We start from the raw sequence: 14,036 nt of genomic DNA, 5'->3' as shown, positions 1-14,036 counted from the left end.
CAACCCCGGTGCGACGTGCGTCACAAACGGCGATTAACATAGGCGCCATGACAGCGACGCCAGAAGTAGCTCTGACCGGAGAGTTCACGGGCTCCGGCACCATTCACAACCCCGCGACCGGTGCCGTCGCCGGCCAGGTGACCTGGACCGACGCCGCCGACGTGCCGCGTATCGCGGCGGGTCTGCGGGAAGCGCAAAGAGAGTGGGAGGCCCGCGGCGCCAAAGGCCGTGCCAAGGTCCTGTCCCGCTACGCCGTATGGCTGGGGGACCACCGCGAGGAGATCGAGAAACTCCTGATCGCCGAGACCGGTAAGTCGGCCATGGATGCCGCGCAGGAGGTCCCGCTGCTGATCATGATCCTCTCGTACTACGTCAAGGTGGTCGAGAAGGCGATGGCGCCGGATTCCCGGCCGGCCCCGCTGCCCTTCCTGTCCATCAAGAAGATCGCCGTGCATTACCGGCCGCGGCCCGTCATCGGGATCATCGCGCCGTGGAACTACCCCGTGGCCAACGCGATGATGGACGCCATCGGCGCCCTGGCCGCCGGGTGCGCGGTACTGCTCAAGCCGTCGGAGCGCACTCCGCTGACCGCCGAGGTGCTGCTGCGCGGCTGGCTGGACTCCGGTGCCCCCGAGGTGTTCGCGCTGGCGCAGGGTGCACGTGCGGTGTCCGAGGCCGTCATCGACAACTCGGACTACATCCAGTTCACCGGGTCCAGCGCCACGGGCGCCAAGGTGATGGAACGCGCCGCGCGCCGCCTGACCCCGGTGAGCCTGGAGCTGGGTGGCAAGGACCCGATGATCGTGCTGGAAGACGCCGACGTCGAGCTGGCCGCGAATGCCGCGGTGTGGGGCGCGATGTTCAATGCCGGCCAGACGTGTGTGTCCGTCGAGCGGGTGTACGCGCTCGAGCCCGTCTACGACCAGTTCGTGGCGGCCACCGTGCGTGCCGTGGAGAACCTCAAGATGGGCACCGGCGAGGGCTACCACTTCGGTTCCCAGATCGACGACAGCCAGGTGGCGATCACCGAACGTCACGTCAACGAGGCTGTCGCCGCCGGCGCCAAGGCGCTGACCGGAGGCAAGCGCCCCGAAGGCGGGGGCAGCTTCTTCGAGCCCACGGTGCTTGTCGACGTCGACCACTCGATGGCCTGCATGGCCGAGGAGACCTTCGGGCCGACGCTGCCGATCATGAAGGTCACCTCCGTCGAGGAGGCCGTCCGGCTGGCCAACGACAGCCCCTACGGGCTGAGCGCCTCGGTGTTCTCCAAGGACGTCGAGCGCGCCAAAGCGGTTGCCCTGCAGCTCGATTGCGGTGCGGTGAACGTCAATGACGTGATCTCCAACCTGATGTGCACCACTGCCCCGATGGGCGGCTGGAAGACCTCGGGTATCGGCGCGCGCTTCGGCGGGGTCGACGGGGTGCGCAAGTTCTGCAAGCAGGAGACCGTCGTGGTGCCACGCACCAATGTCGGCGCCGGCGGCAGCTACTACAACAACTCGGAGAAGGCGCTGGCCCGGATGAACAAGCTGATGACCAAGCTGGCATTGGCACGTCCGCGCCGTAAGTCCAAGTAACGACGTACCGGCCGTTCACTCCGGCGACACCTTCGTGTTCGCCGAGGTGGATACCGTCGTCCGGTGACTCTGGACATCACCGGCTACGCGGTCCGTGACGACGACGATGACGACCCCGTGCTGCTGCTGGAACCCGGCGGCGACGTCGTCGACACCTGGCGGGAGAACTACCCGTACTTCGACCGCATGTCGCGCCAGGAGTACGAGGAGCAGAAGCGGCTCCTGCAGATCGAACTGCTGAAGCTGCAGAAGTGGAGCCAGGGCAACGGGCTGCGCCACGTCATCGTCTTCGAGGGGCGTGACGCGGCCGGCAAGGGCGGCACCATCAAGCGGTTCATGGAGCACCTCAACCCCCGCGGTGCCCGCGTCGTCGCTCTCGAGAAACCCACTGAAAAAGAACGCACCCAGTGGTATTTCCAGCGCTACGTGCAACACCTGCCCGCCGCCGGCGAGATCGTCCTATTCGACCGCTCCTGGTACAACCGCGCCGGGGTGGAGCGCGTGATGGGGTACTGCTCGCCCAAACAGCATGCCGAGTTCATCCGTCAGGCCCCGCTGTTCGAGCAGATGCTGGTCAACGATGGCATCAGCCTCACCAAGCTGTGGTTCTCCGTCACTCAATCCGAGCAGCGGACCCGGTTCACCATCCGCCAGGTCGATCCGGTTCGGCAGTGGAAACTCTCACCCACCGACCTCGCGTCGCTGGACAAGTGGGACGACTACACCGCGGCCAAAGAAGACATGTTCGCCTGGACCGACACCGAAATGGCGCCCTGGACCGTGGTCAAGAGCAACGACAAGAAACGCGCCCGCATCAACGCCATGCGCTACGTGCTCGGTAAGTTCGACTACGACAACAAGGATTTTGAGGTGGTCGGCCACGCCGATCCGCTGATCGTGGGGCGTGCCCTGTCGGACTGAGCAGACTGGCCGCCGCCCGAGAACTAGGAGGACGGCGTGCGATTCGTCATGACGCTGTTCCTGTGGGTGCTGACGACGATCCTGCTCGCTGTGGCGGTGCCGTCGGCATGGGTGCAGAAGAACGTCATCGACCAGCAGGGCTACTCGGCGTTCGCCGCGGGTGCGGCCGCCGACCCGCAGTTGCAGCAGGCAGTGGCCGGTGAACTCACCACCCAGGTGCAATCCCTGGCCGCACGGAACGGCACCGAGGTCGATTCGCGGCGGATCCGTGCCGTGGCAGGCGCCTATACCGCGGGGCCGGACTTTCCCGGGCAGTTCGCACTGGCCAATCAACTCGCCCACACCTGGATGTTCACCGACCGGTTGTCGCGCAACGAGAACGGCAGTTGGGTGATCGACGTGGCCCCGATGCTCTCGGACGCCACATTCCACGAGACCCTGTCCGGCTTCGGTATCGAAGTGCCGCAAACACTTACGGTCCCCATCGCTTCTTCGGCGCCGGACAGTTTGCGACCAGGGATCCTGCGGCCGCTGGCCGTTTGGGGTCCGTGGGCGAGCGTCGGGGTGACGGTGCTGGCCGGCGTCTTCGCCCTGCTGACCCTGGCCGCGGCCCGAGCCCGCGGTAAAACCCTTGCTGCACTGGGGATTTCCGCACTGCTGGTAGGGGCGGCCGGTTGGGCCGGGCTGGAGGCGGGCCGCCGCTACCTCAACGAGGCGCTCAACCACACCAGCGGCGATATCCGCCAGATCGCCGATGCCATGACCGGCCACGCGATAACCAGCCTGCACCATTGGCTCAACCTCGCCCTGGCCGCCGGCGGTGCGCTGGTGGTGTTCGGGATCGTGGTGGCGCTGCTGGGTGGGCTGCGGCGTCGGGACTGAGGCTCAGGCTCCCCGAACACGGCCCCACAGGCGCAGATAGATCTCTGCGCCGTGGAACATGTCGGTCATCATCTCCGGGCCGGCCTGGACACGGATCGCCTCGAGCCAGTCGGCATAGCTGCCGTAGGTAGCGGTGCCATCGGTGTTGATGTCGAAAGTGCGCTCGCCCCAACGCTCCCGGTCGAAAGTCACGTGGCCGTCGTGGGAGGTGAAAGGATAGTTGACGACGCCGGCGCCGAGCGGCCCGCCCTGAGGCGCCAGGCCGTTCATATCGGAACCGAAGCCGAACCCGAAGTCGGAACTCGGGCGGTACATGGCGCGGGCCTCACGCCAGGCCCCGATGGTGCTGCCCGGCCCACCGGCGTATGGCGTGGCGAAACCGCCTACGGCATAGACACGTTGGATGGTGCGGGTGGAGCCCCAACTGTGCGAGGACACGACGCCGGGGTACTGACGCTGTTCGATGATCGTCATGACCTGGTCTGCGGTGACCTCGTCCATATGGTCGACCTCAATCAGGAAGCCCCGGTCGATCATCGCGTTGATCAGGTATCGGCCCAGATCGGTCAGGCCGCGGACATTGCAGTGCGGTCCGTCGGCGTAGAGCGGCAGCGAGGCGCCACCGATCAAAGGACCGACGAGTTTGGCCAGGAATTGATTGACATTGCCGGCAAGTGGCACCGACAACTGCGTGCTGTCCGACTCGGTCCCGTTGCAGGACTGGACATTCCAGAAGGTGCCCGTCTGCATGAAATTGCCTGCGTTGACCAACAGGCCGGTGGCTGCAGGGTCCATCTTGGTGCCGCCGAAGGCATTGTCGAACTTGTGGATCGGGAAGAAGCTGCTGACACCGACGTTCCGGAGTTCGGTGAGCCAGCGGTCGATGTCGGCCCGCCCGCATTTCGGCTGTCCCAGAATCACGCCGCAGTTCATCGGGTCGGACAGTTCCATGCCCATGACCACCGCGAGCTTGCCGGAGGCGGCCACCTGGCGCGCCGTTGCGGGATCCGTCACGATACGGAAGAAGCCCTGGCCGGGCCCTCCGGACTGCGCGTCGATGTAGTCCTGCAGTGCGCGCAAGCCGGCCGCCTGGGTGCGCACGGAAGTCATGTCGTTGCATGCGTTTCGGCGGCTGGTCATCAGCGTGCACAGTGACTCGTTGTCGACGAGGTCGACGGTCATCATGCGCAGGCCGGCCTTCCAGGTCCGCCGAATGCTGGTCCAGTAGGTGTTTTCGGTGGTGAGTACCGAAGGTTTGGGCCAGTCGCGGAAGGTCGGCCAACCGCGGGTGTCGGAGGCGTGAAAGGGCTCACCGTAATCGAGGAAACTGGCGACCAGTCCGTTGGTCCCGGTGCGGTACGGCGCACAGTCGGGCAGTGCGTACATCGCGCCGAAGCGGTGCCACGGCCGTCCGCAGTGGAAGTTGCCGCCCATGAACTCGTAGGCGGTGACGTGCACATGCGGGTCGACCGTCCCGACGATCGACCCATCCGGCCCGACACCCGGGCCCGGGATTCCAGTGGTCCCATCGTTCGCCTCGGGATACTCCGCGCAGCCGGTCGCGGGCACGAACGTGACGGCTCCGCTGAGCTTGGTCACCGCATTGGTGAGGGTGAAACCAGTTGTGCCAGAACCATCTACCCGCCACACCGACGTCAATGACGGCGTGCTGACGGTATTGACCGACCGTAGCGTGGCGTTGAGCACCTCCTGGTTCCGGCCGTAGAGCAGGTATTCGCCGAGCCCGGTTGCCTGCATCCGATACGGCCCGGCGGCCGGCGCCACCGGTCCGGTCGGGGTGTCGACGAGGTAGCAGCCGTTCACCAGCGAGTAGCGCGTCTGGGCCGGATCGGCGGCGGCCGAACCCATCGCGGGTCCGGCTGCAACGGCGGTCAACACCACAGCCATTGCGGTCGACAGAAGCCTCAAAGACATTCTCCCGGTGGCGATCCCTGAATATTCTTCCCATCGCAGACCGCGCGGCCTCATGCCCGGAAGCCCCCTCTTAGTGGCCGCAGCACAGACTGCGGTTGAAGCCGAAAACATTGTCTCGGGGCATGAACCGATTACCCGGCCTGGAGGTTACCCACGACGGCCAGGCGAAGATGCCGATCGAGATCCATCGTCAGCGTTTTGTGACTCTTCCGTTAATTACGGGGCCGGGCAGGGAGAGCCCTGAGCGAGCTCTACCCGCTACGACACGTCGCCGGCGGGCGACAGCCACGTGTTGCACTCGCCGATCTTGTTCTCGCGGTAGCCCTGATCCCACCAACCACCGAAGTGTGCCGTCGATCCGTGGTCACGTGGTGCACTCGGATTCCAATCGCCACGGGTGGCGTTGTCGTCAAGTGCGGTCTGGTAGTCGGCCACGGTGAATCGTCCTCCGGTCTCGACGATGGAGCCGACGAACATGCCGGAGAAGCACTGCGCCTGCAATTCATAGCGGCGGGACAGTTCCAGGCCTTCCGCGGATTGCTCCCCCAGGGCGTGGGTCTGCTTGTACTCCTCACCCCCGGTCCCCGTGAGGGACTGGATGTGGTGGCCGTACTCATGGGCGAGCATCGCCAGGTAGATGATCGCCTTGTCCCCATATCGTTCTGCCGGCATTCCCGCCAGCGGCATGTACAGCGTTTCGTCCGAACCGCAGTACCGGGCAGGGTTTTGGCCAGGATTCGACGGGTACGTGCCACACGCAGTGGTCATGACGTCGCCCGCCGGCACCGACAGCGCCGCTCTTCGAAACTCGAATCCTGCGGCAGTGACGAGAGGTTCCCATGCGTCGTCCAAACACCGCAGGGCCGCCTGGTAGAAGATTTGGGCCGCCGCTGGGTCGCTCGGCCAACCGGCGGGATTGCATGGTTGTCTGGCCAGTCCGGCGTCGAAGTTGGCGAACATGCGGTTTTGCCCCAACGCCGCCTCGCCGGTGGGCAGGGGCTGCGCACCGGTGGTGGTCGGGTGCGGAGTCGTGGCGGCTGTGTACGACGGCGCGGACGTGAGCTCGCTGGTGGGGACCGCGACTGCGGGGCTGACCGGCTCGCCGGCGGTGGTGCTGCCCTGCCTGTTGAGCACGATAACCCCGGCTGTGACAAGTGCGATCACCACGACGACGGCTGCGGTCGAGCCGATCAGGATGGCGGGGCGCCGAGAGCTTTTCGGCAACGGCACAGGTGTCGGATAGGCGGGGGACGGAGCACCCCACGGGTCGGCAAAGTGCTGCTGCGGAGGCGGTCCTGATGGTGCGGTTGCCCAGGGATCGACAGCAGAAGTCCACGGGTCCGTCGGCTTGGCGGTGCCCTTCTCGGCTGGTGGGAACGGGTCGGCGCCCGCGGCGAAGGGATTGTTGTCATCCCAGGACTTGGGCGGCGGACCGAACGGACCCCACGACTGCATTCCGAGAACGATACTGGCCCGGTCAGGCCCGGCCGCGCACGAATTCCCGGCAGGGCCCCGCTAGCCGCCCAGTGTCTGCCAGAGGAACTCGTAGGTCAGCGCGGCCTTGAACGCGGCCTGCTTGTTGTCGGCCGCGCCGCCGTGACCACCCTCGATGTTCTCGTAGTACAGCACCCGGTGCCCGGCCGCCTCCAGCGCCGCGGTCATCTTCCTGGCATGTCCGGGATGCACCCGGTCGTCGCGGGTCGAGGTGGTGATCAGGATCGGCGGGTACGTCGCCGAGTCCGAAATATTTTGGTACGGAGAATATTTCGACATGAATTCCCAGTCCGCCGGATCGTCGGGATTGCCGTACTCGGCCACCCACGAGGCGCCCGCCAGCAACAGGTGGAAACGCTTCATGTCCAGCAACGGCACACTGCACACCAGCGCCCCGAACAACTCGGGGTAGTGGGTCAACATGACACCCATCAACAGCCCGCCGTTGCTGCCGCCGGAAGCGCCGAGTTGCTCGACTGTGGTGATTCCCCGGCGCACCAGATCTGCTGCCACCGCAGCGAAATCCTCGTACACCACATGACGGTTCTCCCGCATCGCCTGCTTGTGCCAGCCCGGGCCGTACTCGCCGCCGCCGCGGATGTTGGCCTGCACGTAGGTCCCACCGCGTTCCAGCCACGCGCGCCCGGCACCACCGATGTAGCCCGGCGTCAACGAATTCTGGAATCCGCCATAGCCGTAGAGATGGGTCGGGCTCGGTTCGTCGCGGCGTCCGACCACGAAGTAGGGAACCTTCGTGCCGTCCTCGGAGGTCGCGAAATACTGCTCGACGTCGATGCCGTCGGCGTCGTAGAACGCCGGTGCGGACTTCACTTCGGTCAGCGGTCCGCCGGCTGTGCCGTACAGCAGCCGCGACGGGGTGGTGAATCCGCTTGAGTTGTAGAAGACCTCGTCCCCGAAGGGGTCGATGTCGACGACGATGGTGTCGGTTGCGGGCGGAATGTCCGGCGCGTCCCTGTGCTCCCACGTCCCGGGAGTGATGATCTCGACGTGGCTGGCGACATCGCGCAGCGTGACGAGGATCAGCTTTTCCCTGGTCCACTGCACGCCGGCCAGGCTGCTGTGTTCATCGGGTTCGTAGATCATCACGAGATCCGCTGTGCCGGAGAGGAAATCGTCGAATTTCGTGCCCAGCAGCGCCCCCGCCGGATAGGTGATCCCATCCACCTGCCAGTCGGTCCGCAGCGAGATCAGCAGCCACTCCCGGTGTAGCGACAGCGACGAGTCGGTCGGCACCTTGATCTCGATCAGCTCGCCGTCGCGCACCTCGTAGCGGATGCGGTGATAGAAATCGGTATAGCGACCCAGTCGGGTGTGCTCGAAGCCCGGTGTCCGGTCGATCGAGGCGATCACCCGGACATCGGTCGGCTCGGCCTCGTACACCGGCTCGGCCTCGGCCAAGGGTTGGCCACGGCGCCAGCGCTTGGCGATCCGCGGATAACCCGACTCGGTCATCGAGCCGTCGCCGAAGTCGGTGCACACCAGCAGTGTGTCCTCGTCCTCCCATGACACGGAGGACTTGGCCTCAGGCAGTTCGAACCCGTCGGATACGAATCCCCTTGTCCGCATGTCGAACTCACGTACCACGGTGGCGTCGGCACCGCCGCGGGACAGGCTGATCATGGCCAATGTGTGATCCGGCTCGATCACCTCGGGCCCGGCCCACACCCAGTTCTCGTCCTCGGCCCGGGCCAGCTCGTCGAGATCGAGGATCACGTCCCATTCGGGTTCGTCGGTGCGGTAGCTCTCCAGCGTGGTGCGCCGCCACAGGCCGCGCGGGTTCGCCTCGTCGCGCCAGAAGTTGTACAGATAGTCACCACGGCGACCTGGGTAGGGGATACGCGCATCGGTGTCGAGGATCTCCAACACGTCGGCGCGCATCTTTTCGAAACGCTCACCGCTCAGCTGGGCGATCGTCGGCTCGTTGTGCGCCCGCACCCACGCCAACGCGTCGTCGCCGGTGATGTCCTCAAGCCATAGGAAGGGGTCCGCTGCCACACGTCCATTGTGACTGCGCGCGTACTGTGAGCTGAACAACACCGCTGCCAGTGGAGGCGAGGACGTGATGGATCGAGCACCGGCGCGGGCCCTGATCACCGTGGCCGCCGCCGATCTGCTGGCTCGGTTGCAGGAGCGCCACGGGGCATTGATGTTCCACCAGTCCGGCGGCTGCTGCGACGGATCGTCGCCGATGTGTTACCCCGACGGCGAGTTCATCGTCGGGGACCGCGACATCCTGCTGGCGGTGCTCGATGTGGGCGCTGCCGGCGTGCCGGTGTGGATCTCCGGCCCGCAGTTCGAGGCGTGGAAGCACACTCAGCTGGTGATCGACGTCGTCCCCGGCCGCGGCGGTGGGTTCAGCTTGGAAGCGCCCGAGGGGATGCGGTTCCTGTCTCGTGGCCGGGCCTTCACCGACCAGGAGAACGCGCTGCTGGCCGCGCAATCCCCGGTGACCGGCGCGCAGTACAGCGCCGGCGCCCGTCCACCCGACATCGGCAGCCACCTCGTCGACGAAGCCGCCGACGCCTGCCCGGTACCCGGGGGACGCGCCGCGCAGATGTAGCGGGTCGCACGGGTCGCGGCGTTATCGTCGAAGAGTGATTCCGCTGCCACGGGCGTGGCTGCTGACCGGCGCAATGTCGGTCGGCGTAGCGGTCGGGCTGCTGACCGGGATCGCGACGACATTGCTGGTGACGGTCTCCGTTCGGCCGGATGTGGTGATTGCCCTGGTCCTCGGGGTACCCGGTGTCCTCGGGACGCTTCTGGTGCTCCTCTCGGGGCGGCGCTGGGTCACCACACTCGGGGCGTTCGCGCTGGCCATCGCGCCCGGCTGGTTCGGTGCGCTGGCGATCATCCAGGTGGCATCCCATGGCTGAAGACGTCGACACCTCCACCGCTGACTTCGCGCCGCTGTTCGACACCGGGGAAAACGAGATCGTTGCCGACGAATCGTCGGCCGGTCTGACGCCCGCGGAAGACATGACGCCGGACCAGGTGGAATCCGACGACGCACCGTCGGCGCCGCTGCCCGCGCCGGCCCCCTCCATCGTCGTCGAGGGGTCGTATCTGTCGGTGAAGTGGTGGACGTTCGTGGGCGTGCTGGCCGCGGTGTGGTTCGTCTCGGCCGCGGCAGGCGCGGGCCTGTACTACTACTGGTATCAGTCGGTCGACAAGACCTGGCCGGTGTTCGTCGCGCTCGCCTACGTCGTCGCCACCACGGTCGGTGCGCTGCTGGCATCGACGGCGCAGCGCAAACCGGTGATATCGGCCCTGGCCATCGCGCTGATGTCGGCGCCGCTGGCGGCGATGGGCGCTGCGGCGGTTTTCTACGGTGCCTACGTGTTCGGCTGGATCGCCCGGTAGGACCATTGCGCGGCCCACTAGGGTGGGGTCGTGACCCACTTTGACGTCGTCGTTCTCGGAGCTGGTCCCGGTGGATACGTCGCGGCCATTCGTGCCGCCCAACTGGGGCTGAACACCGCAATTGTCGAACCCAAATACTGGGGCGGCGTGTGCCTCAATGTCGGGTGTATCCCGTCCAAGGCGCTGCTGCGCAACGCCGAACTCGCGCACATCTTCAACAAGGAAGCCAAGACCTTCGGTATCAGCGGTGAGGCAACCTTCGATTACGGTGCCGCCTTCGACCGGAGCCGCAAGGTCGCCGACGGCCGCGTCGCCGGCGTGCACTTCCTGATGAAGAAGAACAAGATCACCGAGATCCACGGCTACGGCACCTTCACCGGGCCCAAGGCAATGTCGGTGAAGCTCAACGAGGGCGGGACAGACGAGCTCACCTTCGACAACGCCATCATCGCCACCGGGTCGTCGACCCGTCTGGTGCCGGGTACCTCGTTGTCCGACAACGTCGTCACCTACGAAACCCAGATCCTCTCGCGTGACCTGCCGGGCTCGATCATCATCGCCGGTGCCGGTGCGATCGGCATGGAATTTGCCTACGTGCTCAAGAACTACGGCGTCGACGTCACCATCGTCGAGTTCCTGCCGCGCGCGCTGCCCAACGAGGACGCCGAGGTCTCCAAGGAGATCGAGAAGCAGTACAAGAAGCTGGGCGTGAAGATCCTGACCGGTACCAAGGTCGAGGGCATCTCGGACAAGGGGGGCGACGGCCCCGTTGTCGTGACGGTCAGCAAGGACGGCAAGTCCGAAGAGCTCAAGGCCGACAAGGTGCTGCAGGCCATCGGTTTCGGGCCCAACGTCGAGGGCTACGGCCTGGAGGCCGCAGGCGTGGCGCTGACCGATCGCAAGGCCATCGGCATCGACGATTACATGCGCACCAACGTGCCGGGGATCTACGCCATCGGCGACGTCACCGGCAAGCTGCAGCTGGCCCACGTGGCCGAGGCCCAAGGTGTTGTCGCGGCCGAAACCATCGGCGGCGCAGAGACTCTGGCGCTGGGCGACTACCGGATGATGCCGCGCGCCACGTTCTGTCAGCCGCAGGTGGCCAGCTTCGGGCTCACCGAGGAGCAGGCCAAGGCCGAGGGCTATGACGTCGTCGTCGCCAAGTTCCCGTTCACCGCCAACGGCAAGGCGCACGGCTTGGCGGATCCGACCGGTTTCGTGAAGCTGATCGCCGACAAGAAGCACCTCGAACTGATCGGCGGGCACCTGATCGGGCCGGATGTCTCCGAGCTGTTGCCGGAGTTGACCCTGGCGCAGAAGTGGGATTTGACCGCCCACGAGCTGGCCCGCAACGTGCACACCCACCCGACCCTGTCGGAGGCGCTGCAGGAGTGCTTCCACGGTCTGGCCGGCCACATGATCAACTTTTGAGAAACGAAATCGTCGCCGGCATAGCCGGATTGGTGGTCGGCCACATCCTGTGGCTGGCCGCCATCACATTGGCCACCGAAGGCTCCCGGGTCAACATCTGGGTGCTGCTGGTCGCTGCCTTGTCGTTCATCGGTGGGGCCGCGGGCGCCTACTTCGGCCGGCGCAGGTACCAGCAGAAATCCCACACCTGGGCGGCGTTCCTGTGGGCGCTGCCGGTGTCCCCGGTGATCTTCTCCCTCGTGCTGCTGGGCGTCACCTACCTCTGATGCGATTTGGGCGCATCCGGTAACGCCGGCCGTTACCGGATGCACCGAAATCACTCAGTCGGGGAAGTCCAGCGGGATCCGCAGCGTCGTCATGGTGGCGGCCAGGCCGTCGTATTGGCTCGCCAGCATGCAGAATTCGATGAGCTGCTGCTTGGTGAGCAGGGTGGACAGCGCGGCCCAGGTTTCCGCCGAGACGGAGCGGGTGACGACGAACTCGTCGGTCGCGGTGATCAACACCCGCTGACGGTCGGTGAGGCCCTCGGCGTCGGGACCCTCGAAGATCCTGGCCTGGGTCTCGGCGTCGACGCCGCGGCTGCGGGCCAGCCGGCGGTGCTGCTGCAGCTCGTATTCACAATCACGCAGATGGCCCACCCGGAGGATGACGAGCTCGGCATCCTGACGCGGCAACTTGCCCAGGGGGCCGAGCAGCAGCCCGGAATACGGCAGCCAGGCCAGGAACAACAGCTTGTGCTGGCCCAGTACGTTCATCAAGGTGAACCGGGGCGCACGGATGGCCCTGGCGCCCAGCTTGGCAATGGCCCAATTGACCGGGCCCAGCTCGCGGAATCCGCCCGGCGCGATGCGGGCCGGCTCGAGTGCACTCACCCAGCCGAGTCTGGCACAGGCGGAGGGGCCGGGGTGCGCGCACCGGTTTCTACAGCCGGGCTGCTGATCGGCCGTCGCCACGGCCCAGGGGCAGAAAGCGGCGGGCGATCTCGCCGGGAGGCTACGGCTGACGCACCAGATACGGCGACACCGTCGAGCGGTGTTCGTTGAGGTCCAGGGCCTTACCGAGCGCGGGGAACGCGCGTTGCGGGCAGTTGTCGCGTTCGCACACGCGGCAACCGGAGCCGATGGGCGTTGCCACCTCGCCGGAGAGATCGAGGCCTTCGGAGTACACCAGCCGGTGTGCATGGCGCAGTTCACATCCCAGGCCGATCGCGAAGGTCTTTCCGGGCTGGCCGTAGCGTGAGGCGCGACGCTCCACGGTGCGAGCCACCCACATGTAGTTGCGGCCGTCGGGCATCTGGGCGATCTGCACGCCGATCTTGCCGGGATTGCCGAATGTCTCGTAGACGTTCCACAGCGGGCAGGTGCCGCCAGAAGATGAAAAGTGAAAGCCGGTGGCGGACTGGCGCTTTGACATATTTCCGGCGCGGTCGACTCGGACGAAGGAGAACGGCACACCCCGCATCGAAGGGCGCTGCAGGGTGGAAAGCCGGTGTGCGATGGTCTCGTAGCTCACCGAGTAGAACGCCGACAGCCGCTCCACGTCATAGCGGAAATTCTCGGCGACATCGTGGAATTGGCGGTAGGGGAGCACGGTCGCCGCGGCGAAGTAGTTGGCCAGCCCGAGCCGAGCCAGGGTGCGGGATTCGACGCTGGTGAACATGCCCTCGTCGACCATCTTGTCGATGAGATCGCCGAATTCCAGGAAGGCCAGTTCGGCCGCCATCTTGAACACCTGCTGGCCCCGGGAGAGATGATTGCCCATCTCCAGGGTCTTGGTGGCCGGGTCGTAGCGGTGCAGCACGGTGTCGCCCAGATCGATGCGTCGCACGATCCGTACCCCATGCTCGGTGGTCAGCCGGTTGGCCAGCTCGCCGGCGAGATCACCGCGGTGCATCCGGATCTTGGCGGTCAGATCTTCGGCGGCGGCATCGAGCTGATGCAGGTAGTTCTGCCGTTGGTAGAAGTAGTCCCGCACTTCCTCGTGCGGCATGGTGATCGAACCGCTGCCGCTGCCGTCGGAGTAGCGGTCCTCGGTGGCGGCCGCCAATTGCGTGGTGGTCAAGCGATACCGACGGTGCAGGTTGACCATCGCCCGGGCGAAATTCGGGTAGGCCGCCACCATGTCGGCGACTTCGGCGACATCCATGTCGGCGCCGAGGTCGCGGTCCATCGCCACCTCGCGCATCTCGGCGACCAGTCGGGTGTCGTCGTGCGGCGCGAAGAACGTCGCGTCCACCCCGAAAACCTCGGTGATGCGCAGCAGCACCGCCACGGTGAGCGGCCGCACGTCGTGCTCGATCTGATTGAGGTAACTGGGGGAGATCTCCAGCATCTGGGCCAGCGCCGCCTGGCTGAATCCACGCTCGCTCCGCAGTTGCCGCACGCGTGACCCGACGAACGTTTTTGCCACGTCAAA

The 14,036-nt window shown here is 66.0% G+C and carries 13 protein-coding genes; 8 read left to right on the top strand and 5 right to left on the bottom strand.

Going from position 1 to position 14,036, the window contains the following annotated elements; all coding sequences use genetic code 11:
• The first annotated feature begins 47 nt into the window (after positions 1 to 47).
• The 3 genes from ACZY08_RS00505 to ACZY08_RS00495 all read left to right on the top strand — a co-directional run bounded on the left by ACZY08_RS00505 (position 48) and on the right by ACZY08_RS00495 (position 3,380).
• The gene (locus ACZY08_RS00505; RefSeq protein WP_463742664.1) at positions 48 to 1,577 is read left to right on the top strand and encodes an aldehyde dehydrogenase family protein; all 1,530 of its coding nucleotides are present in this window, start codon (positions 48 to 50) and stop codon (positions 1,575 to 1,577) included.
• A 63-nt stretch (positions 1,578 to 1,640) separates the two neighbouring features.
• Entirely contained in the window at positions 1,641 to 2,498 is an 858-nt protein-coding gene (gene ppk2 / locus ACZY08_RS00500) for a polyphosphate kinase 2 (RefSeq protein ID WP_463742663.1), read from the top strand.
• Positions 2,499 to 2,534: 36 nt separating this feature from the next.
• Positions 2,535 to 3,380 carry a hypothetical protein gene (locus ACZY08_RS00495; protein WP_463742662.1) on the top strand — a complete coding sequence of 282 codons (846 nt, stop codon included), beginning with the start codon at positions 2,535 to 2,537 and terminating at the stop codon, positions 3,378 to 3,380.
• 3 nt (positions 3,381 to 3,383) lie between these two features.
• Here the strand turns inward: ACZY08_RS00495 and ACZY08_RS00490 are convergent, their stop codons facing one another.
• The 3 genes from ACZY08_RS00490 to ACZY08_RS00480 all read right to left on the bottom strand — a co-directional run bounded on the left by ACZY08_RS00490 (position 3,384) and on the right by ACZY08_RS00480 (position 8,867).
• A complete protein-coding gene (locus ACZY08_RS00490; protein WP_463742661.1) occupies positions 3,384 to 5,288 on the bottom strand; it encodes a peptidase in 1,905 nt (634 codons plus the stop codon).
• A gap of 285 nt (positions 5,289 to 5,573) precedes the next feature.
• Positions 5,574 to 6,770, bottom strand: coding sequence for a neutral zinc metallopeptidase (locus tag ACZY08_RS00485; RefSeq protein ID WP_463742660.1), 1,197 nt, complete (start codon positions 6,768 to 6,770; stop codon positions 5,574 to 5,576).
• Positions 6,771 to 6,830: 60 nt separating this feature from the next.
• Positions 6,831 to 8,867: a prolyl oligopeptidase family serine peptidase gene (locus ACZY08_RS00480; RefSeq protein WP_463742659.1), complete on the bottom strand. Its 2,037-nt coding sequence runs from the start codon at positions 8,865 to 8,867 to the stop codon at positions 6,831 to 6,833.
• Between the two features lie 25 nt (positions 8,868 to 8,892).
• On the opposite strand from ACZY08_RS00480, the gene ACZY08_RS00475 reads away from it, so the two are divergent.
• From ACZY08_RS00475 to ACZY08_RS00455, 5 genes are read left to right on the top strand one after another with little or no spacing between them, the layout of a single operon-like run.
• Positions 8,893 to 9,390 (top strand): DUF779 domain-containing protein, encoded by a 498-nt coding sequence (locus ACZY08_RS00475; protein WP_463742658.1) that lies wholly within the window; start codon positions 8,893 to 8,895, stop codon positions 9,388 to 9,390.
• A 34-nt stretch (positions 9,391 to 9,424) separates the two neighbouring features.
• A complete protein-coding gene (locus tag ACZY08_RS00470; protein ID WP_463742657.1) occupies positions 9,425 to 9,703 on the top strand; it encodes a putative holin in 279 nt (92 codons plus the stop codon).
• Positions 9,696 to 10,190 (top strand): hypothetical protein, encoded by a 495-nt coding sequence (locus ACZY08_RS00465; protein WP_463742656.1) that lies wholly within the window; start codon positions 9,696 to 9,698, stop codon positions 10,188 to 10,190. Before ACZY08_RS00470 ends, ACZY08_RS00465 begins: the two co-directional genes overlap by 8 nt.
• 30 nt (positions 10,191 to 10,220) lie before the next feature.
• Complete coding sequence (lpdA, locus tag ACZY08_RS00460) at positions 10,221 to 11,621, top strand: dihydrolipoyl dehydrogenase (RefSeq protein ID WP_463742655.1); 1,401 nt, start codon at positions 10,221 to 10,223, stop codon at positions 11,619 to 11,621.
• Positions 11,618 to 11,887 carry a hypothetical protein gene (locus ACZY08_RS00455; protein ID WP_463742654.1) on the top strand — a complete coding sequence of 90 codons (270 nt, stop codon included), beginning with the start codon at positions 11,618 to 11,620 and terminating at the stop codon, positions 11,885 to 11,887. The genes lpdA and ACZY08_RS00455 overlap by 4 nt, the downstream gene beginning before the upstream one ends.
• A 54-nt stretch (positions 11,888 to 11,941) precedes the next feature.
• On the opposite strand, the gene ACZY08_RS00450 is transcribed toward ACZY08_RS00455, so the two are convergent.
• Complete coding sequence (locus ACZY08_RS00450; RefSeq protein ID WP_463742653.1) at positions 11,942 to 12,493, bottom strand: carboxymuconolactone decarboxylase family protein; 552 nt, start codon at positions 12,491 to 12,493, stop codon at positions 11,942 to 11,944.
• Positions 12,494 to 12,614: 121 nt separating this feature from the next.
• Complete coding sequence (ramB, locus tag ACZY08_RS00445) at positions 12,615 to 14,030, bottom strand: acetate metabolism transcriptional regulator RamB (protein ID WP_463742652.1); 1,416 nt, start codon at positions 14,028 to 14,030, stop codon at positions 12,615 to 12,617.
• Positions 14,031 to 14,036: the final 6 nt, after the last annotated feature.

The organism is Mycobacterium sp. IDUB_9 (assembly GCF_055419505.1).
The sequence above is the reverse complement of the archived record's forward strand: the minus strand, read 5'-3'. Positions and strand labels throughout refer to the sequence as shown.

Bases quoted from the DNA above. Each gene is read 5' to 3' on its own strand.
- ACZY08_RS00485 (WP_463742660.1), bottom strand. From the start codon at position 6,770: ATGCAGTCGTGGGGTCCGTTCGGTCCGCCGCCCAAGTCCTGGGATGAC.
- ACZY08_RS00465 (WP_463742656.1), top strand. From the start codon at position 9,696: ATGGCTGAAGACGTCGACACCTCCACCGCTGACTTCGCGCCGCTGTTC.
- ACZY08_RS00475 (WP_463742658.1), top strand. From the start codon at position 8,893: ATGGATCGAGCACCGGCGCGGGCCCTGATCACCGTGGCCGCCGCCGAT.
- ACZY08_RS00505 (WP_463742664.1), top strand. From the start codon at position 48: ATGACAGCGACGCCAGAAGTAGCTCTGACCGGAGAGTTCACGGGCTCC.
- ACZY08_RS00490 (WP_463742661.1), bottom strand. From the start codon at position 5,288: ATGGCTGTGGTGTTGACCGCCGTTGCAGCCGGACCCGCGATGGGTTCG.